Below are 16302 nucleotides of genomic sequence, written 5' to 3'. Positions count from 1 at the left end.
CCAACCCCTATCGAAGAAGGCTGTCATGGCAGGTCTGCAGAGCATCAGTTTCGACAAACCTGAGGAAACACGCCCGTTCGAGCAGAACAAGGGCCACCTGGACCTCGTCAACATGGACGCCGGGCCGGTCGGCCGCGCGGTGTTCGAGCCCGGCTGGCACTGGGCAGAGCACGTCAAGCCCATCGCCAAGACCGAGAGCTGTCAGTCCGCCCACATGGGCTACTGCGTCTCCGGCCACATGAAGATCGTCATGGACGACGGCCAGACGGCCGAGTTCGGGCCGGGCGACTTCATGATCGCCCCGCCGGGGCACGACGCCTGGACCGTAGGCACCGAGCCCTGCGTCATGATCGACTGGCAGGGCGTGGCGGACTACGCCAAGAGCCACTGACACGGGCCGGCGTACGGGGCTTCTAGACCGATGGTGCCAGGTGGCCACCTGAACGAGTGGTGGCCACCGAGCGCCGCCGCTGTCGCGGCTCCTCGGCTGGCCTGGGTGAGATTCGTCGGGTCGAGTTCGGCGCACTCCGGCGATCCTGCGGCCGCTGAGCCACATCCGGCTGGACACCATGTTCGACGTGGTGCCCAGCCCCGAGCCGCGTCCGTCCGAAGTGGACTCAACCCGGCCCTTCGCTCACGGCCGCACGATCGCCAGAGGACAGGGCGCGTGGTAGACCAGCGCCTGACTCGTCGAGCCGATCAGCATCCCGGCGAACCCTCCGTGCCCGTGGCTGCCCACCACCAGCAACTGAGCCTGCTCACCGAACCCCATCAGCGCCCGCACCGGCCGATCTCGCACCACGACGCGCTGGACCTGCACGTCGGGATACTTCTCCTGCCACCCGGCGAGCCGTTGCGCGAGCAGCCGTTGCTGCTCCTCTTCGACGTGATCCCAGTTGATCTCGACCTGCGGCGCGCTGCCGATCATGAAGTTGTGCCACGCCATCACCACCGTGAGTGATGTGTCCCGCATCGAGGCGGCCTCGAACGCGAACGCGATCGCCGCCTCGCTCGCCGGTGACCCGTCCACGCCGACCACGACAGGACCGCGGGGAGGCGGTGTCCCGCGCACGACCACGAGCGGACACCGGCCGTGCGACGCCAGCGCCAGCGCGGTCGAACCGACGAGCAGTCCGGTGACGCCGCCGAGTCCCTGCGACCCGAGCACTATCAGCCGGGCTTCGCGCGATTCCTCGATGAGCAATGTCGCCGCGCCCCAGGTGGCGACGTGCGTCGTCACCTCGATGCCGAGTGCTTCGGCGCGTGCCACCTCGGCGGCCGCGTCGAGCCACGTGCGCGCTTGTGCCTCGATCGCGCGGCGGACCTCCGTGCTCGTCAGGAGTGCCTCCGGAAGGCCGTGGGTCGGCAGGAGATAGCCGTGCACCAGGCGCAGCGGGGCGTGGTGGCGGGTGCAGTCGTCCGCCGCCCACCTGACCGCCTCGAGCGCCGAGGACGAGCCGTCGACACCGACCACGACGGGAGCCGCGGGTCCCTTCATCACAGGTCTCCTTCTGCCAGAGCAAGTACGCGCGTGTGATGCCGGCGCTGTGCGAGGGAATGTCTCCACGACTTCCTTGACGCGTCAGCGATTCCACGCGAGTGCCGCCAAGGTCCGGAGCGGATGCATCACTCAGCGTAGACCTTCCCGGCTACCGCTGAACAGGATCGCCCTCGTCCGGCGGCGTTGGTCCACTGTGGATGGTTGTGGCGGCGCGTCCGGCACTCCGCCGAACGCCAGCAGCGTCCCGGGGTCGTGCCGGCACCCGCCTGGTGCCATTGGTCTCTGCCTCTGCGCCTTCACACGTAGCAGGCTTGAGGCGGAAGGGAACCCACTCGACAGGAGCGTCGGCATGAAGTCTCGTGTGATCGTGGTGGGCGTGGACGGATCGGCGGCCGGGCGGGCCGCGTTGCGATGGGCGCTGGAGGAGGCAGGACGTGGCGACGCCACCGTCCAGGCGATGATGGCGCGGCTGCGCAGGCGCGCACTGGTGGCCGTCGGGCCGTCCGGGGTGCACCCCTGCACCGAGTTGCCCAGCGGGCGGCACCCCGCCCACGAGTTGCACGCTCTCATCGTGGAGACGCGTGCCGAACTGCCCGGCGCACCGGAGACCGCGGAGATCACCGTCGTCGGCGACACCTCCGCCGCGTTGATCCAGGCGTCCCGGCGGGCCGATCTGCTCGTCATCGGGGCGACCGAGGCGTTCCAGGGCAGCGTGGTGGCGGACTGCGTCCAGCACGCGGCATGTCCGGTCGTGGTGATCCCACCCGGAGTGGCCAGAGCGTCTTCGGTTTGACGCCGACGCCGCCAACGTCCAGAGCGGAGTTTTCGTTGCACCACAATCCGCGTCGCTGGCCGGCGCGGCCGGCGGTGCGCTCGGGTCAGGTGACCGGTATTTCTCAGCGTAGACCTCCGCAGCACCTCTGAACAGGGCAGATGCCCGGCCGGGGAGGGCGCGCGAAGGTCTTCTGCCGCCCGGTGGGCGCCGGACCGGTCTAGGCTGGTGTTCTCATCCCTTCCGTCCGCCTCGACCTCGCGGTCGCACTCGACCGGAACCCAGCTTCACTCCACTAAGGACAGTGAGTAGATGAGCGTTCTGCCGGAAGACACCGCGGTGATCGCCCAGCGACTGCACCTCGCCACCGGCTTCCACGCGAACGAACGCGACTGGGTCGTGGACCGTCTGGCCGCACTCGGCGCGCGGCTGCGCTCGTTCCGCGACGATCAGGTCGAGCTCGAGATCAGCCTGAAGGACCGGCGCGGCGTCGAACAGCGAGTCACCCTGGAGTGCTGGATCAACCGCACTCCCCGGCTGCATCTCGTCGCCACCTCGACCGAGCACGACCTGCCTGCCGCGCTCAACGAGGTCCGCAACGAGCTCATCCGTCAGGTGGACGAGGCCAAGACCCGGACCGAACCGCGCCACAACCGCGCCCTGAGGTCGGTCCCCGATCTGCCCGAGCTCGGCCGGCCCCCGGCGTCGCCGAACTGAGGCCGATCGCGGTCACGGACGCGGCGGCGCGCCAGGCCTCCTGCGCGGCACCTTCGGCAGCGCGTCCTCGTCGAGCGTGCCGTCGATGATCTGTGCGGCGACGTCGGTCAGGCGGCGGTTGTGGCTGCGGGCGTAGTCGCGCATGAGCAGGAAGGCCTGGTCCATCGGCAGCCGGGCGCGTTGGGCGAGCACGCCTTTGGCCTGTTCCAGCTGGACGCGGCTGGTGAGGGCGGTCTGCAGCTGGACGGCGAGGAGTTCGCCGGCGGCGATGACGCGTTCCTGGATCAGCCCCACGGTCGCCACGTCGGCCATGGCCTGGCCGATGGCCAGATCGGCCTCGGTCAGCTTGCCGGGACGGGTGCGGAACAGGTTCAGCGCCCCGATGGTCTCCTCGCGCAGGCGCATCGGGAGTGCCTGTGCCGACTGGAAACCGACCTGCTGCAGCCGCTCGGTGAAGGTCGGCCACGTGACACGCATCGCGGCCGGGTCGTAGCACGCCACGGGAAGCCCCGTCCGGAAGCAGTCCAGGCACGGGCCTTCGTTGTTCTGCAGTTCGCAGAGTTCCAGCAGGCGCGCCTCTTCAGTGGAGGCGGCCATCACGTGCAGGCCGCCCTGCTGGTCGGCCAGCATGATCCCGGCGGCGTCGGCGTCGAGCAGCTGCACGCTGCGGGCGGCCAGGGTGTGCAGGAAGTCGATGACGTCGAAATCGGCCACCAAGGTGTCGGCCAGATCAACGAACGCGCTGGCCAAGAGTCGTTCCCTGCTCGTCATGAGCCTGCTGCCTCTGGTACGTCGATGCTCATCGCGATTCCTGCTGTGTCGTCGTGCCGGACTCGCTGTCGTCGAAGGACGTTCGGCGGTTGACCACATCGGTGGCCACTGCCGACACCGTCCGTCCCGCAGCGTACGCGTGCGCGCGGAGCCGCAGGAGTGCCTCAACGAGGCTGACATCGAGTTGGACCGAGATCATCCCGGTCGCCTGGTGGACCACGGCCTGGCTGTCGATCGGCCCGCCGAGCGCCGAATCCGTGCCAGCACGCCCGTCGTGCTCCTGCAGATGCAGCACCACGACGGTGGCCGCCTCCGCGAACGCCTGTGCGTCGGCCACTTCGAGGGTGGCGAGGAGTCCCGGGGTGTCGCGGTAGAGGTCCAGAACGCCGACGCGGATGGCGCCGACCCGCAGCGGGAACGCGAAAACCGCGCGCACACCGGCGGCGAGCACGGCCGCGCCGAAAAGGGGCCAGCGGGCCGGCCCCTGCACCGCGAGGTCCGGTTCGAGCACCGGGCGACCGCTGTTGGAGGCTTCGACGCAGGGACCTTCACCGAGGGCGAACTGGAGCTCCTCCAGCTTCCTGGCCCGTGCGTCGGTGGCAGCGAGCACGACCCCGCTCGGCCCGGCCGCGGTCATCAGCGCCACCCCGGCCCCGCTGACCGGCAAGACGGACAGGCATTCCGCGCACAACCTGGCGGGCAAAGTCGTCCGTTCGCCACGGTCCTGCGCGATCACGGACAGGATCCCGGCGACCCGCAGACTGCGCATGGAGTGCTATCCGCTCAAGCGCAGCAAGGCGCCGGTGAGGTCGAGGTGGAGGTCGAATTCGTCGTTCAGCCCCGTGATCCTCAGCGGCCGCAACACCGAGCGGGTGTTCGCGACGACGCAGAGCCTGACCCTCGCCGCTGCCGCCGCGTCCCTGACGGTGACCAGGACGGTGAGACCGGCCGCCCCGAGGAAGCTCACGCCGGTGAGATCGATGATCAGTGGTGGACCTGTCGACCGCAGGTGCGCGAGGAGCCTGTCCTGCAGCTGGCTGCTGGTGCACGGGTCGACCTCGCCGCACACGGCCAGCACGACCACGCCGGGCACGTCCCGGCGGGCGGTGACGGTCAGCCGCTCCGCTTCCGCGGGGAGCAGCGGGACGAGGGTTGCGGGTGAAGGCTGGAGTACGGCGGTCATGAGGGCTTCTCCTTGGTCGAGACGACATTGCGCCGTTCCCGATCGTTCGAGGCGCGGAAGCGAGCACGACCGTAGGACCAAGGCCGAGATGTGCCGCGGAACGACTCCTCGGTCGGCTGTCTTCACGCCGGGGTCCAGGGCACTTTCCTGAAACCATACTCGCCTTGACCGGGAAGATGTTCGGAACTTCCGGGGAACTTTCGGCTTCGGCACGCGGCGGGAGGATCCACAGTGGACGGGTCTGCTCCTCGGTTCTGGATGCGAAAGGTGAAACCCTTGACGAGACGATCACCGAAGTCCCCTGGCCCCCGGCGAAGCTCGCCCGCCACTCTGTCCACTCAGGACACCGACCAGGCACACGACGACCTGGAGCCGGCTGCAGTGGCAGTCACGGCAAGGTCGGCGAACGGCACTCCACCCACGCGATGTGGCAGCCGGAGCTGCGAGCGGAAACATCTCCGCGACCTCCCTGGCGCGTCAGCAACTCAACGCTTGCGCCGCCGAGGTCTGGGGCGGATGTTCACCGCACCACGATCCACCGCGTCGAATCGACGGGCCCGGCAAAGGCTCGGATCGGATGGGTCGTCTCGCAGCGTAGAACTCCGCGACCCCCGCTCAACAGGGCCGATGAGGTGACGGCGACCGATCCGCTGCCTGCTTTCGGGTAGGGCGGGTAAGCTTTGCGGAAATGCCCCGGACCCCGGCGTGAGCACATCCGACCGAGGACTGATCCATGGCACATCTCGATCTGAGCCCCACCACCGCGAAGGTCGAGGGGATCGCGGAACCCCACCAGAACACGGTCGCCGACATCCTGCGTGCCGTCGGTCTGGGCTTGGTCAGCACAGCCGAGGCCGACCTGATGATCGGCAGGATCCGCGCGCTCTCAGCCAGGTGGCACGGCGGGAACACCGCCGGTCCCGATGAGACAGTCGGATGACCATCAGGACCCGTTGCCGGGGAAAGCGAACCGAAGCACCCGCTTCCACACGCTCGCGGTCTGCCGCAGCAACGGCCCGGTGTTGTACGGCAGGCTGAAGCGCTCGCACAGTTCCCGAACCCTCGGCGCGATCTCGGCATAGCGGTTGCTCGGCAGGTCCGGGAACAGGTGGTGCTCGATCTGGTGGCTGAGGTTGCCGGTCATGATGTGGAACAGCGTGCCGCCGCCGATGTTCGCCGACCCGGACAGCTGGCGCAGGTACCACTCCCCGCGGGTCTCGCCGTCGAGCTGGTCCTCGGTGAAAACGACTGTGCCGTCCGGGAAGTGGCCGCAGAAGATGATCGTGTGCGTCCACACGTTGCGGATCACGTTCGCGGTCAGGTTCGCGAGCAGCGTCGGCAGCGCCGACGGTCCGGCCAGCAGCGGGAACGCGACGTAGTCCTTCACCACCTGGCGGCGGGCCTTGCCGAGGACGCCGCGCAGTTCGGTCAGTGCGTCGCGCCAGCTCTTCTCGCCGCGCCAGGCCTTTTCGAGCTCGACGTCGTAGATCGAGATGCCCCATTCGAAGAACATCGCGAGTGCCAGGTTGTAGAACGGCTGCGCGAGGTAGACGGGGTGCCACGGCTGCTCCGGGTGGATGCGCAGCGCGCTGTAGCCGATGTCGCGGTCCTTGCCGAGCACGTTGGTGTAGGTGTGGTGCACGAAGTTGTGCGAGTGCTTCCACGCCTCCGCCGGGGTCGCGAAGTCCCATTCCCAGGTGGTGGAGTGGATCTCGGGATCGCACATCCAGTCCCACTGGCCGTGCAGCACGTTGTGGCCGATCTCCATGTTCTCGAGGATCTTCGAGGTGGCCAGCGCCGCCGTGCCCACGAGCCACGCGGGCGGCAGGATCGACACGAACAGCAGGGCTCGGCCGCCGGCCTCCATTCCGCGCTGCACCGCGATCACCCGCCGGATGTACCGCGCGTCGTCCTCCCCGCGGGCGGCTATCACCTCGTCGCGAATCCGGTCGAGCTCACGGCCGAACTCGTCGATGTCGCACTCGGTCAGCTGCTGGGTGGTCGTCATGCGCAGGCTCCTCCAGGTCGATCTCGACCGCTTCGGCTCCTTTGCCGCTACGGAGGTCTCCGCCAACCTACGCCTACGTAGCCGTAGGTACAGATTGCGCACGTTTCCCGGAGGTGAACTGTTCCGCGGCACCCGTGGAGAGGCCGTCGCACCGGCGGCCTCTCCCCCTTCGTCAGCCGAGACCGATCTGCTGGAAGAAGGTCTGGTTGTCCCAGAACAAGAACTCCTCATCCATCGTGCGACCGCGGTTCCACAGGCCGATCGTGGCCATGTTGACGGCGTACGCGCGGCCGGTGGGCTTGATGAAACCGCCCTTGCCGTCCGGCATCGGCCTGGTGAAGGTGCCCTTCATGACCCCGGCGACGGCGGTCAGTCCCCCGTTGGCGACCCGCAGGTAGTGCGACTCGATCCGGGTGTCCGGCGCCCAGACGAACAGGCCCTTGAGGTCCTCGATGTGCCTGTCGATGCCGTCGGTGTAGTGGCCGTCCGGCCAGTGCACGCGGATGTTGCGCGCGTGGCTTTCGCCGAGCCTGTCCCACTTCTGGTGGGTGAAGACGTCGAAGTCGAGCTCGTCGAACGTCTCCAGGTTGCGCCGCTCCTCGCGGGTCAGGTCCTTGGCGAACGGCGGGTTGGGCACCGGCGTGGTGGCCGGGTCGGGCAGCGGCGTCCACGGCGAGTACCCCGCGGGAGCGGCCTCGGCGACACCGGTGCCGCTGGTCACCGCGGCGAGCGCCAGCGCACCGAACGCGGCGGTGCTGCCGTGGGTGATGAGCGATCGACGGTTGATCATCTCAAGTCCTTCCGTTTTGAACTACCTCGACAGACTTGCACTAACTTTTTGAAAGCGCAATACCCCGGTTAGCGGCGCCGAGTTTCCATTCGTCCAAGGCGGGAACGCCTGGGCGCTGCGACGATTGCGCGCATGGCGACGTGGGATGACGTGGTGACGACGGCCTCGCGGCTGCCCGAGGTCGAAGAGGCGACCTGGTTCCGGACGCCTTCGTTGAAGGTGGCGGGCAAGGGCTTCGCGCGGCTGCGGACTGAGGCCGAGGGCGGGCTCGTGCTGATGTGCGGCCTGGACGAGAAGGCGGCGCTGCTCGCGTCCGGCGACCCGGCTTTCTACACCACACCGCACTACGACGGGTACGGGGCGATCCTGGTCGACCTGACGAAGGTCGACCCCGAGCAGCTGGCCGAGCTGATCGAGCAGGCGTGGTGGATCAAGGCGTCCGCCCGGCTCCGCAAGGCAGCGGATCGTGAGTGAGGCGCTCGCCGCGGCCCGGCGGATCGCCGACGAGGTGCTGTTTCCCGCCGCACCCGCGGTCGACGCCGCCGATGAGGTTCCGCGGAGTCACCTGGATCTGCTGGCGGAGCAGGGTTTCTACGGTCTCGCGTCGCCGGAGTCCACTTTGGACGTGCCGGACTACCCGGCGGTGCAACGGATCGTGGAGACGTTCGCCGGCGGTTGCCTCGCCACCGCGTTCGTCTGGATGCAGCACCACGGTGCGGTGATCGCCGTGACGGAGTCGGGCAACGAGACCCTCCGCTCGAAGTACCTGTCCGGCCTCACCACGGGCACGGTCCGCGCCGGACTCGCCGCGGGAGCCGCCGTCCGGCCCGGCCCGCCGCTGCTGCGCGCCACACCGGCCGACGGAGGCTGGATCTTCGACGGCACGGCGCCGTGGGTGACCGGCTGGGGATTGGTCGACCTGCTGCACATCGCGGCCCGCACCGACGACGACACGCTGGTGTGGGCCTTGATCGACGCCGTCGACCGGGCGGAGATCACCACCACGCCCGTGGAGATGGTCGCGGCGCAGGCCAGCCGGACGGTGACGATGCAGGTCGAGCGACTGTTCGTGCCGCGCGACCTGGTCACCTCCACGATGCCGCTGGCCGAACACCGCAAAGGCGACCCGGAATCGTTGCGCTTCAGCGGATCGCTCGCGCTCGGCGTGGCCGGGCGGGCCACCGGGCTGGCAGACCTCGACCCCGCCGAGCTCGACGCGGCACGGGACGGGCTGCACCACGCGAGCCATGACGAGATTCCACGGGCTCGGGCGGTCGCGGCAGAGTTGGCCCTGCGATCCGCGGCCGCACTCGTCGTGCACGACGGAAGCCGGGCGGTGCTCACACATGAGCACGGCCAGCGTCTTCTGCGCGAGGCCGGGTTCCTGCTCGTGTTCGGGTCACGACCGGCGATCAAGGCCGCGCTGCTCGACCGCCTCAGCCCTTGATCGGCGTTCCGTAGTGGGTGGCGACCGCGGCGGCCCGATCGCGCAGCGACGTCCGCAACCACTGCGGGGCAAGGGCTTCCGCGTTCGTGGCGAGCTGCCACAGCGCCCACTCGGCGTGCCTCGAATCCTGGAAGGTCACCTCCAGCCGCAGCCAACCGTCCGGGTCGGCTTCCTCGGCCAGGACCGCCAGGGCAGTGCCCACCAGGTCCTCGCGCCGCACCGGGTTCAGCCGCACCAGCACGGCGACCTGGTCGCCGCCCGTCCGGAACCGCGTGCTGCGTTCCTGCCAGGCCCGGTCCAGGTCGACCCGGTCCGGCCGCTCCGCGGGTTCGGCGAGCTCCTCGGCGGCGAGGACCCGGGACAGCCGGTAGGTGCGGTCCGAGCCCGACCTCGTGGCCAGCAGATAACCCTGCTCGCGCACGGTGACCAGGCCGATCGGATCCACCGTGCGCCACTGCGGGGCCTGGCCCGCAGCCGCGTAGTGGATGCGGAGCTTGTGCCCGGCGAACACCGCGCGCCTGACCTCGGCCACCACGGTGTCCGGCACCTCCTCGGCGACGACCCGGCGCGAGAGCAGGTCGGTCCCGGGGTCGATGAGCAACCGCTGGGCCGCACCGGCGGCGGTGGCCCGATAGCTCGCCGGGAGCGCGTCCACCACCTTGCGCATGGCCGACGCGAGCGCCGAGCCGAGACCGAACGCCTGCGCGCCCCGCCGCGATCCGGCGACCAGCAGGGCGAGCGCCTCGTCGTGGTTCAGCCCGGTCAGCTCCGTGTGGAAACAGGGCAGCAGGGCGAAACCGCCGTGCCGGCCGCGTTCAGCGTAGACCGGGACGCCGGCCGCGGACAGCGCCTCGATGTCGCGCAGCACGGTGCGGGTGGACACCTCGAGCTCGCGGGCCAGCGCGGTCGCGGACAGCCGGCCGTGCTGGCGCAACAGCAGCACCAGCGAAACCAACCGGTCGGCGCGCATGCGAAAACTCTAGAGGAATACACGACACAGGATGTCGTGTATTCCTCGGCAGGCTGACCAGCATGACGAGCAAGACAAGGGCCACCGAGCCGAACGATCTGGGCAGGTACTTCATCGAACGCGGCAACGCGGGTGACGTCGACGGACTGGTGGCGTTGTACGAGCAGGACGCCGTGCTGGCGTTCCCGCCGGGCAACCTCGCGACCGGGCACGCGGAGATCCGCAAGGTGTACGAGCAGTTCGTCGCGGCCGCGCCGGCACTCGTGCCGGGCAGGCAGCACCCGGCGCTGGTGAGTGGCGACCTGGCACTCACGGTGTCCACGCTGACCACCGGTGAGATGACCGTCGAGATCGCCCGGCGCCAGCCGGACGGATCGTGGTTGTGGGTGCTGGACCAGCCGGTGCTCGTGCCGTAAGTCGGCGGTGGTGGGCGCGGCCGCGCCCACCGCCTCTCTGCGAGGAGGCAGCGATGAAGCGAATCGCGACCATCGGCGTCTACGGCCGCACGGCCGAAGCGTTCGTCGAGCAGCTCACCGGCGAGGGCGTGGGGCTGCTGCTCGATCTTCGCCAGCGCCGCGGTGTTCGAGGATCCGAGTACTCCTGGGCGAACTCGGCCCGGCTCCAGCTCGTGCTCGCCGCGGCCGACATCGGCTACCTGCACGTGAAGGAGCTCGCGCCGACGACGGAGTTGCGGCAGCTGCAGTACCGCGAGGACGACCGGCAGGGCGTGGGCAAGCGGAACCGCGTCGCGCTGGCGCCGGAGTACGCCGAGCGCTACACCCGCGAGATCCTCGATCCGTTCGACCTCGGCGCGCTCCTGGCCACGCTGCCGGACTGCCCGGTCGTCGGACTCCTCTGCGTCGAGCGCGACCCGGAGGCCTGTCATCGCTCGCTCGTGGCCGCGAGGGTGCACGCCGAGTTCGGCCTCCCGGTCACGAACCTCTGAGAGTTCATTATAGCGAACGTCACGTTCACCAGTTCGTCTGCGTTTGATATAGTGAACGCATGGTTCACCGAACTGCGCCCCGTCGATGACGCCCCCGCCCGCTCGCCAACCGGTGAGCAGCACCGCGGCCGCGGTCGGCGCGAAGATCCGCCTCCGCCGGCAGCAGCGCGGGATGAGCGCCGCGGAGATGGCCCGGCGCGCCGGGCTGAGCAAGGCCACGTTGTCGCAGCTCGAGGCCGGCAACGGCAACCCGACGGTCGACACCCTGGACGCGATCGCGATCGCCCTGCGCATCCCGATCACCGACCTGCTCGCGCGCGACGCCGACACCGGGCCGGTCTTCCGGCCGGGCACCGACGTCGAACCAGGCGAGGTCTCCCGGGAACTGCTGCGCCGCATCAGCAGCGGCAACAGCCTGGAGATCTGGCGGCTGCGCATCCCGGCCGAGACCGAACTGGCCGGCGTTCCGCACGCCACCGGCACGATCGAGCACCTGCTCGTCGCCACCGGGCACGTCATCGCCGGCCCCGTCGACGCGCCACAGGAACTGGGTCCCGGCGACATGCTCGCCTTCGCCGGCGACGCCCCGCACTTCTACCGCACCGATGCCGAGGAAGTGGACATCACCGTCGTCTTCGCCTCCCCCATCGTCACCTGAGCCAGGGAACGCCCTCATGAGCACCACCTTCGCGACCAACCGCGCCTTCATCAGCGACAACATGGCGGGAGCGTCCCCGCAGATCGCTCAGGCGGTGGCCGACGCGGCCGCCGGGCAGGTCCTGCCCTACGGCAACGATCCCTTCACCGCGAGCGCCCGCCGCAGGCTCAGCGAGATCTTCGAGCGGGAGGTCGACGTCTTCCCCGTCACCACCGGCTCCGCCGCCAACGGCCTGAGCCTGGCCGCCCTCACCCCGCCGTGGGGCAGCGTGCTCTCCCACCCCGACAGCCACATCAATCACGACGAATGCGGCGCGCCGGAGTTCTTCACCAACGGCGCCAAGCTCGTCGGCGTTCCCGGCCCCGACAGCAAGATGGACCCCCACGCGCTGCGGAAGGCGGTGCGCCGCAAGGCCGGTGACGTGCACAGCGTGCAGCCCTCCGCGGTGAGTATCAGCCAGGCCACCGAGAGCGGCAGCGTCTACACCGTGGACGAGATCCGCGACCTGTCCACCATCGCCAAGGACGCCGGGCTGCGCGTCCACATGGACGGCGCGCGTTTCGCCAACGCCCTGGACCACCTCGGCGCCACTCCCGCCGACCTGACCTGGAAGGCCGGCGTCGACGTGCTTTCCTTCGGTGCCACCAAGAACGGCGCGATGACCGCCGATGCCATCATCTCCTTCGACCCCGCGCTCGCGGCGGAGCTGGCCTTCCGCGCCAAACGGGGCGGTCAGCTCACGTCCAAGATGCGCTTCCAGACAGCCCAGCTCGACGCGTACCTGACCGACGACCTGTGGCTGCACAACGCCCGTCAGGCCAACGCCATGGCCACGAGGCTCGGCGACGGTCTCAAGGCCCTGCCGTGCGCCGGTCTGCTCGCCACACCACAGGCCAACATCCTGTTCTGCCGGCTGCCCCAGCAGGTCACCGAGGGGCTCCTCGCCGAGGGGTACGCCTTCTACCACGATCGCTGGGAGCCGGGGATCGTCCGGTTCGTCACCGCCTTCTCCCACTGCTCCGACGACATCGACCAGCTTCTCGGCGCGGTCGAGCGGTATTCCTAGGCATCTGGCCGCAGCCGTGTCCAGAACCTCCTGTCCTCGTTGGCGCCGTGCTCTCAAGCCCCAGTGGCCTGTTGGTGGTAGGAAAGTGCTTGTTGATGTTGAGCTGGTGGTACTTGCAGACGCCATCAGGGCAGGAGTGGGGTCGCTAGAGACGGGCGGTGGCGCGGGTCACGGGCCGTTTCGCCTCTCGAGATGAAACGGAATAGCTATTCCGGTATGCTCGCACCAACGACAGAGTGAGGTGCGATGTGAAGACAGCCCGACTGTGTGCCGGACTGATGGCCGTCCTGGTCCTGACGGTGAGCGGGTGTTCGGCGGCCGACCAGGCGCAGAACCCGTCCCCGACGAGCGCGGCGGCCCTGACCAGCTGCCCGGCGACCCCGCTGCAGGCACCGGCCGGCAACGGTCAGGCGCCGCAGGGCCCGCCGATGAACGAGCTCAAGGTGCCCGTGGACACCAGCACGAGCAAGGTGATCGACCCGGCGGGGGCCAAGCAGATCCAGTGTGGACGGACGCAGCTCAAGACGACCGATGACGTCGCGTACTCCACCGCGACGCTCGCCAACGGCACCGCGAAGCCGCTGCACCTCGACATCCAGGTGCCTGCGGGAGACAGCGCGAAGCCTCTTGTCGTGTACGTGCCCGGCGGTGGTTTCTCGTCGGCCAACCGCAAGCAGACGCTGAACCTGCGCACGTTCGTCGCGGAGTCCGGCTACGTCGTGGCGAGCATCGAATACCGCGTGCAGCCCGATGGCGCGACCTACGCGGACGGCCTCGCCGACATCAAGGCGGCGGTCAGCTATCTGCGTACCAACGCCGCCACGTACGGCATCAACCCGGACAAGGTGGCCCTCTGGGGCGAGTCCGCCGGCGGCTACCTCGCCTCGATGGCCGGGGTGACCGACACCGACCCGAAGAGCCGGGTGCAGGCGGTGATCGACAAGTTCGGTGCCTCCGACATCTCCAAGCTGATGGCGGACTACGGCCCGCAGATCGAGCAGGGGTTCGCCAACTCCCCCAACCCGATCGGCCAGTACATCACCGGCAGTCCGGCGAAGTCGCTCGCCGCGAGCCCCGAGGCCGTCACCGCGGCCAACCCCGTCACCCACGCCGACGCGGGTGATCCGCCGCTGCTGATCTTCCACGGCGACAACGACCGGGTGATCTCGCCGAGCCAGACCTTGCTGCTGCACAACGCCATGACGAAGGCCGGCGCGACGAGCACCCGGTACGTGGTGCACGGGGCCGATCACGGCGACCTCGCGTTCATCGGGGATCCCAACGCGGTCTCACCCTGGTCCACCGAACCGGTGGTCAGCGCGATGGTCGACTTCCTGAAGGCGACCCTGTCGTAGCGCGTTCTTATGCTGCTTTGCGGATTGCCTGCGATGCTGGTCGACCTGCACGGATGTGGGAGGTTGCCGTTTCTCGTCAGGTGCCGGAAGTGGTGGTCGTCGATGACGACAGGGGCGTGCGCGAGGCGCTGCTGCGCGGGTTGAGCCTGGAGGGCTTTCGCGTGCGGGAGGCCGCGGACGGCACCCTCGCGCTGGCGGAGATCGCCGCGCGACCGCCCGCGGTGGTGGTGCTCGACGTGGTGATGCCCGGCCTGAGCGGCGTCGAGGTGGTCAGCCGGTTGCGGGCGGAGGGACGCACCCTGCCGGTGTGCATGCTCTCCGCTCGCGACGAGGTCGACGACCGGGTCGCGGGCCTCGCCGCGGGTGCCGACGACTACGTGGTGAAGCCGTTCTCGCTCGGTGAGCTGGCGGCGCGGTTGCACGCGTTGATCCGGCTGCACGCCGCTCGGGACCAGCGGCCGCTCGTGCTGGGCGACCTCGCGATCGAACCGGTCCGGCGGGTCGCCACGCGCGAGGGCAGGGAACTCGGGCTGACCACCCGTGAGTTCGACCTGCTGCTGGCGCTGGCGCGGCGGCCCGGTCAGGTGCTCAACCGGCGGCAACTGCTGGAGCAGGTGTGGGGCTACACCTGGGACGTGGACAGCAACGTGGTCGACGTGTTCATCGGGTACCTGCGCAAGAAGCTCGAGGCCGCCGGCGAGTCCCGGGTGCTGCACACGGTGCGCGGTGTCGGGTTCGTGTTGCGGATATGACGGTGATTCCACGGGGTGTGCGCGCGCAGATCACGGTCTGCGTCGCGGTGCTGGTGATGCTCGTGGTCGCGGCCGCGGGGCTGGTGATCACGCTGCGGATCGACCACCGCGACCGGGAGGACGTCGACCGTCAGCTGATCGGCCGGGCGCAGAAAGTCCAGGAGGACACGGAAAAGCTGCTCTCCGGTGGCAACCAGCGAAACGACGACTACGGCGGTCTGCTGGCCGGTAGCGCCTCGCTGGTTCGGTTGCTGTCCGGTGGCCAGGTGGTCGCCGCCCGCGGTGAGGAACCTCGCGCGCCACTCCCCCTGCCCGACGCGGACGGGTTCAGCACGGTGACGGCCGGCGGGCAGATCTGGCGGTCGCTGGTCCTGCCCCTCGACAACGGGGCCGGGCACCTGCAGGTGCTGCAGAACCTCGACTCGCTGGAACACCGTCTCGCCGACAACCGGCGGGTCGCGATCGTGGTCGCGATCATCGCCACCGCGGTCGCCGCCGCGGGGGTCTGGCTGATCGCCGGGCTGGTGCTGGCGCCGTTGCAACGGTTGCGGGCGGGTGCCCGGCGGATCCTGCCCGGTGAGGTCGGCCAGCGGTTGCCGGAGGTGCACCGGCCGCGGGAGGTGGCGGACCTGTCCGCGACGCTCAACGGGATGCTGGAACGGCTGCAGGACAGCATGCTCGCGACCCGGCGGTTCACCGCCGACGCGGGGCACGAGCTGCGGACACCGTTGACCGGCCTGGGGATGGACCTGGAGACGTTGCGGCGCCACCCCGAGCTCCCCGACGCGGATCGGGTGCGGACGCTGGACGCGATGGCCGTGGAGCACCACCGGATCGTGACGCTGCTCGACGGACTGCAGGCGCTCGCGCGCGGGGACGCTGCCGCACTGCCGGCACCCGGCCTCGTCGATCTGGCCGATCTGGTCCGCGCGGCGGTCGTGCGGGCCCGGCAACGTCATTCCGGCGTCACCTATCAGGTCCACGGGGCATCGGCCGTCGTGTCCGGGTGGGACGCGGGTCTGCGGCTGGCCGTGGACAACCTCCTCGACAACGCCGCGCTGCACGGCCGTCCACACGGGACGGTCGACGTGTCGGTGTGGACGGACGGCCACGAGGTGCGGATCGCCGTCGCGGACGACGGTCCCGGTATTCCGCTCGACCGGCGCGAGGACGTCAAACGGCGGTTCGCCCGCGGTGAGCACCCGCGCGGCAACGGCTCCGGGCTGGGCCTCGCCCTGGTGGACCAGCAGGCTCACCTGCACGGCGGCACGCTGACCCTCGGCGACGCCCCGGGCGGGGGGTTGCTCGCCACCTTGACTGCACCGGCGGGACGCGACTCTTAGAGCAGTCACAAACACGCTCGTCA

The 16302-nt window shown here is 69.6% G+C and carries 20 protein-coding genes; 13 read left to right on the top strand and 7 right to left on the bottom strand.

The features are described from left to right. Positions 1 to 25 precede the first annotated feature (25 nt). Positions 26 to 391, top strand: coding sequence for a cupin domain-containing protein (locus ACIA8G_RS13255; protein WP_396418634.1), 366 nt, complete (start codon positions 26 to 28; stop codon positions 389 to 391). Positions 392 to 634: 243 nt separating this feature from the next. Here ACIA8G_RS13255 and ACIA8G_RS13250 read toward each other — a convergent pair whose 3' ends face one another. Continuing rightward, positions 635 to 1498, bottom strand: a complete 864-nt coding sequence (locus ACIA8G_RS13250; protein WP_396418633.1) for a universal stress protein — start codon at positions 1496 to 1498, stop codon at positions 635 to 637. A 352-nt stretch (positions 1499 to 1850) separates the two neighbouring features. Between ACIA8G_RS13250 and ACIA8G_RS13245 the strand changes: the two genes are divergently transcribed. Beyond that, the gene (locus tag ACIA8G_RS13245) at positions 1851 to 2294 is read left to right on the top strand and encodes a universal stress protein (RefSeq protein WP_396418632.1); all 444 of its coding nucleotides are present in this window, start codon (positions 1851 to 1853) and stop codon (positions 2292 to 2294) included. 291 nt (positions 2295 to 2585) lie between these two features. Then, positions 2586 to 2990 (top strand): HPF/RaiA family ribosome-associated protein, encoded by a 405-nt coding sequence (locus tag ACIA8G_RS13240; protein WP_396418631.1) that lies wholly within the window; start codon positions 2586 to 2588, stop codon positions 2988 to 2990. Positions 2991 to 3002: 12 nt separating this feature from the next. On the opposite strand, the gene ACIA8G_RS13235 is transcribed toward ACIA8G_RS13240, so the two are convergent. From ACIA8G_RS13235 to ACIA8G_RS13225, 3 genes are read right to left on the bottom strand one after another with little or no spacing between them, the layout of a single operon-like run. Then, the gene (locus ACIA8G_RS13235) at positions 3003 to 3740 is read right to left on the bottom strand and encodes a GAF and ANTAR domain-containing protein (RefSeq protein ID WP_396418630.1); all 738 of its coding nucleotides are present in this window, start codon (positions 3738 to 3740) and stop codon (positions 3003 to 3005) included. Positions 3741 to 3789: 49 nt separating this feature from the next. After that, positions 3790 to 4530 (bottom strand): GAF and ANTAR domain-containing protein, encoded by a 741-nt coding sequence (locus ACIA8G_RS13230; protein WP_396418629.1) that lies wholly within the window; start codon positions 4528 to 4530, stop codon positions 3790 to 3792. Positions 4531 to 4536: 6 nt separating this feature from the next. Next, on the bottom strand, positions 4537 to 4944 hold the full coding sequence (locus ACIA8G_RS13225) for an STAS domain-containing protein (protein ID WP_396418628.1): 408 nt from the start codon (positions 4942 to 4944) through the stop codon (positions 4537 to 4539). A gap of 733 nt (positions 4945 to 5677) precedes the next feature. On the opposite strand from ACIA8G_RS13225, the gene ACIA8G_RS13220 reads away from it, so the two are divergent. Further along, positions 5678 to 5884 (top strand): hypothetical protein, encoded by a 207-nt coding sequence (locus tag ACIA8G_RS13220; protein WP_396418627.1) that lies wholly within the window; start codon positions 5678 to 5680, stop codon positions 5882 to 5884. A gap of 3 nt (positions 5885 to 5887) precedes the next feature. Here the strand turns inward: ACIA8G_RS13220 and ACIA8G_RS13215 are convergent, their stop codons facing one another. Both ACIA8G_RS13215 and ACIA8G_RS13210 read right to left on the bottom strand, forming a co-directional pair. Next, entirely contained in the window at positions 5888 to 6952 is a 1065-nt protein-coding gene (locus ACIA8G_RS13215; RefSeq protein ID WP_396418626.1) for a fatty acid desaturase family protein, read from the bottom strand. A gap of 172 nt (positions 6953 to 7124) precedes the next feature. Next, the gene (locus tag ACIA8G_RS13210) at positions 7125 to 7742 is read right to left on the bottom strand and encodes an ester cyclase (RefSeq protein ID WP_396418625.1); all 618 of its coding nucleotides are present in this window, start codon (positions 7740 to 7742) and stop codon (positions 7125 to 7127) included. A gap of 132 nt (positions 7743 to 7874) precedes the next feature. Here ACIA8G_RS13210 and ACIA8G_RS13205 point away from each other — a divergent pair, with 132 nt between their 5' ends. Together ACIA8G_RS13205 and ACIA8G_RS13200 are read left to right on the top strand one after the other, a co-directional pair. Further along, on the top strand, positions 7875 to 8216 hold the full coding sequence (locus ACIA8G_RS13205) for an MmcQ/YjbR family DNA-binding protein (protein WP_396418624.1): 342 nt from the start codon (positions 7875 to 7877) through the stop codon (positions 8214 to 8216). Then, on the top strand, positions 8209 to 9189 hold the full coding sequence (locus ACIA8G_RS13200; protein WP_396418623.1) for an acyl-CoA dehydrogenase family protein: 981 nt from the start codon (positions 8209 to 8211) through the stop codon (positions 9187 to 9189). The genes ACIA8G_RS13205 and ACIA8G_RS13200 overlap by 8 nt, the downstream gene beginning before the upstream one ends. Here ACIA8G_RS13200 and ACIA8G_RS13195 read toward each other — a convergent pair. Further along, positions 9179 to 10159, bottom strand: coding sequence for a helix-turn-helix transcriptional regulator (locus ACIA8G_RS13195; protein ID WP_396418622.1), 981 nt, complete (start codon positions 10157 to 10159; stop codon positions 9179 to 9181). The genes ACIA8G_RS13200 and ACIA8G_RS13195 overlap by 11 nt on opposite strands. A 62-nt stretch (positions 10160 to 10221) precedes the next feature. Between ACIA8G_RS13195 and ACIA8G_RS13190 the strand changes: the two genes are divergently transcribed. From ACIA8G_RS13190 to ACIA8G_RS13160, 7 genes are all read left to right on the top strand, one after another. Next, a complete protein-coding gene (locus ACIA8G_RS13190) occupies positions 10222 to 10575 on the top strand; it encodes a YybH family protein (RefSeq protein ID WP_396418621.1) in 354 nt (117 codons plus the stop codon). A 53-nt stretch (positions 10576 to 10628) separates the two neighbouring features. Further along, on the top strand, positions 10629 to 11105 hold the full coding sequence (locus ACIA8G_RS13185) for a DUF488 family protein (RefSeq protein WP_396418620.1): 477 nt from the start codon (positions 10629 to 10631) through the stop codon (positions 11103 to 11105). 112 nt (positions 11106 to 11217) lie between these two features. Further along, complete coding sequence (locus ACIA8G_RS13180; protein WP_396418619.1) at positions 11218 to 11763, top strand: helix-turn-helix domain-containing protein; 546 nt, start codon at positions 11218 to 11220, stop codon at positions 11761 to 11763. 16 nt (positions 11764 to 11779) lie between these two features. Further along, on the top strand, positions 11780 to 12829 hold the full coding sequence (locus ACIA8G_RS13175; protein ID WP_396418618.1) for a threonine aldolase family protein: 1050 nt from the start codon (positions 11780 to 11782) through the stop codon (positions 12827 to 12829). Between the two features lie 248 nt (positions 12830 to 13077). After that, positions 13078 to 14184 (top strand): prolyl oligopeptidase family serine peptidase, encoded by a 1107-nt coding sequence (locus tag ACIA8G_RS13170; RefSeq protein WP_396418617.1) that lies wholly within the window; start codon positions 13078 to 13080, stop codon positions 14182 to 14184. A gap of 53 nt (positions 14185 to 14237) precedes the next feature. After that, positions 14238 to 14936: a response regulator transcription factor gene (locus ACIA8G_RS13165; protein WP_396418616.1), complete on the top strand. Its 699-nt coding sequence runs from the start codon at positions 14238 to 14240 to the stop codon at positions 14934 to 14936. Beyond that, the gene (locus tag ACIA8G_RS13160; protein WP_396418615.1) at positions 14933 to 16279 is read left to right on the top strand and encodes an ATP-binding protein; all 1347 of its coding nucleotides are present in this window, start codon (positions 14933 to 14935) and stop codon (positions 16277 to 16279) included. The genes ACIA8G_RS13165 and ACIA8G_RS13160 overlap by 4 nt, the downstream gene beginning before the upstream one ends. The last annotated feature ends 23 nt before the right edge of the window (positions 16280 to 16302 follow it).

The sequence above is a fragment of the Lentzea sp. NPDC051213 genome, from assembly GCF_044455585.1.
Lineage (GTDB): Bacteria > Actinomycetota > Actinomycetes > Mycobacteriales > Pseudonocardiaceae > Lentzea.
Note: the sequence above shows the minus strand (reverse complement) of the source record. Positions and strands in the feature narration are given on the sequence as shown.

Coding starts and splice junctions, on each gene's coding strand:
- ACIA8G_RS13245 (WP_396418632.1), top strand. CDS start 1,851: ATGAAGTCTCGTGTGATCGTGGTGGGCGTGGACGGATCGGCGGCCGGG.
- ACIA8G_RS13195 (WP_396418622.1), bottom strand. CDS start 10,159: ATGCGCGCCGACCGGTTGGTTTCGCTGGTGCTGCTGTTGCGCCAGCAC.
- ACIA8G_RS13175 (WP_396418618.1), top strand. CDS start 11,780: ATGAGCACCACCTTCGCGACCAACCGCGCCTTCATCAGCGACAACATG.
- ACIA8G_RS13160 (WP_396418615.1), top strand. CDS start 14,933: ATGACGGTGATTCCACGGGGTGTGCGCGCGCAGATCACGGTCTGCGTC.
- ACIA8G_RS13230 (WP_396418629.1), bottom strand. CDS start 4,530: ATGCGCAGTCTGCGGGTCGCCGGGATCCTGTCCGTGATCGCGCAGGAC.
- ACIA8G_RS13190 (WP_396418621.1), top strand. CDS start 10,222: ATGACGAGCAAGACAAGGGCCACCGAGCCGAACGATCTGGGCAGGTAC.
- ACIA8G_RS13250 (WP_396418633.1), bottom strand. CDS start 1,498: ATGAAGGGACCCGCGGCTCCCGTCGTGGTCGGTGTCGACGGCTCGTCC.
- ACIA8G_RS13185 (WP_396418620.1), top strand. CDS start 10,629: ATGAAGCGAATCGCGACCATCGGCGTCTACGGCCGCACGGCCGAAGCG.
- ACIA8G_RS13220 (WP_396418627.1), top strand. CDS start 5,678: ATGGCACATCTCGATCTGAGCCCCACCACCGCGAAGGTCGAGGGGATC.
- ACIA8G_RS13215 (WP_396418626.1), bottom strand. CDS start 6,952: ATGACGACCACCCAGCAGCTGACCGAGTGCGACATCGACGAGTTCGGC.
- ACIA8G_RS13210 (WP_396418625.1), bottom strand. CDS start 7,742: ATGATCAACCGTCGATCGCTCATCACCCACGGCAGCACCGCCGCGTTC.
- ACIA8G_RS13205 (WP_396418624.1), top strand. CDS start 7,875: ATGGCGACGTGGGATGACGTGGTGACGACGGCCTCGCGGCTGCCCGAG.
- ACIA8G_RS13225 (WP_396418628.1), bottom strand. CDS start 4,944: ATGACCGCCGTACTCCAGCCTTCACCCGCAACCCTCGTCCCGCTGCTC.
- ACIA8G_RS13255 (WP_396418634.1), top strand. CDS start 26: ATGGCAGGTCTGCAGAGCATCAGTTTCGACAAACCTGAGGAAACACGC.
- ACIA8G_RS13165 (WP_396418616.1), top strand. CDS start 14,238: ATGTGGGAGGTTGCCGTTTCTCGTCAGGTGCCGGAAGTGGTGGTCGTC.
- ACIA8G_RS13240 (WP_396418631.1), top strand. CDS start 2,586: ATGAGCGTTCTGCCGGAAGACACCGCGGTGATCGCCCAGCGACTGCAC.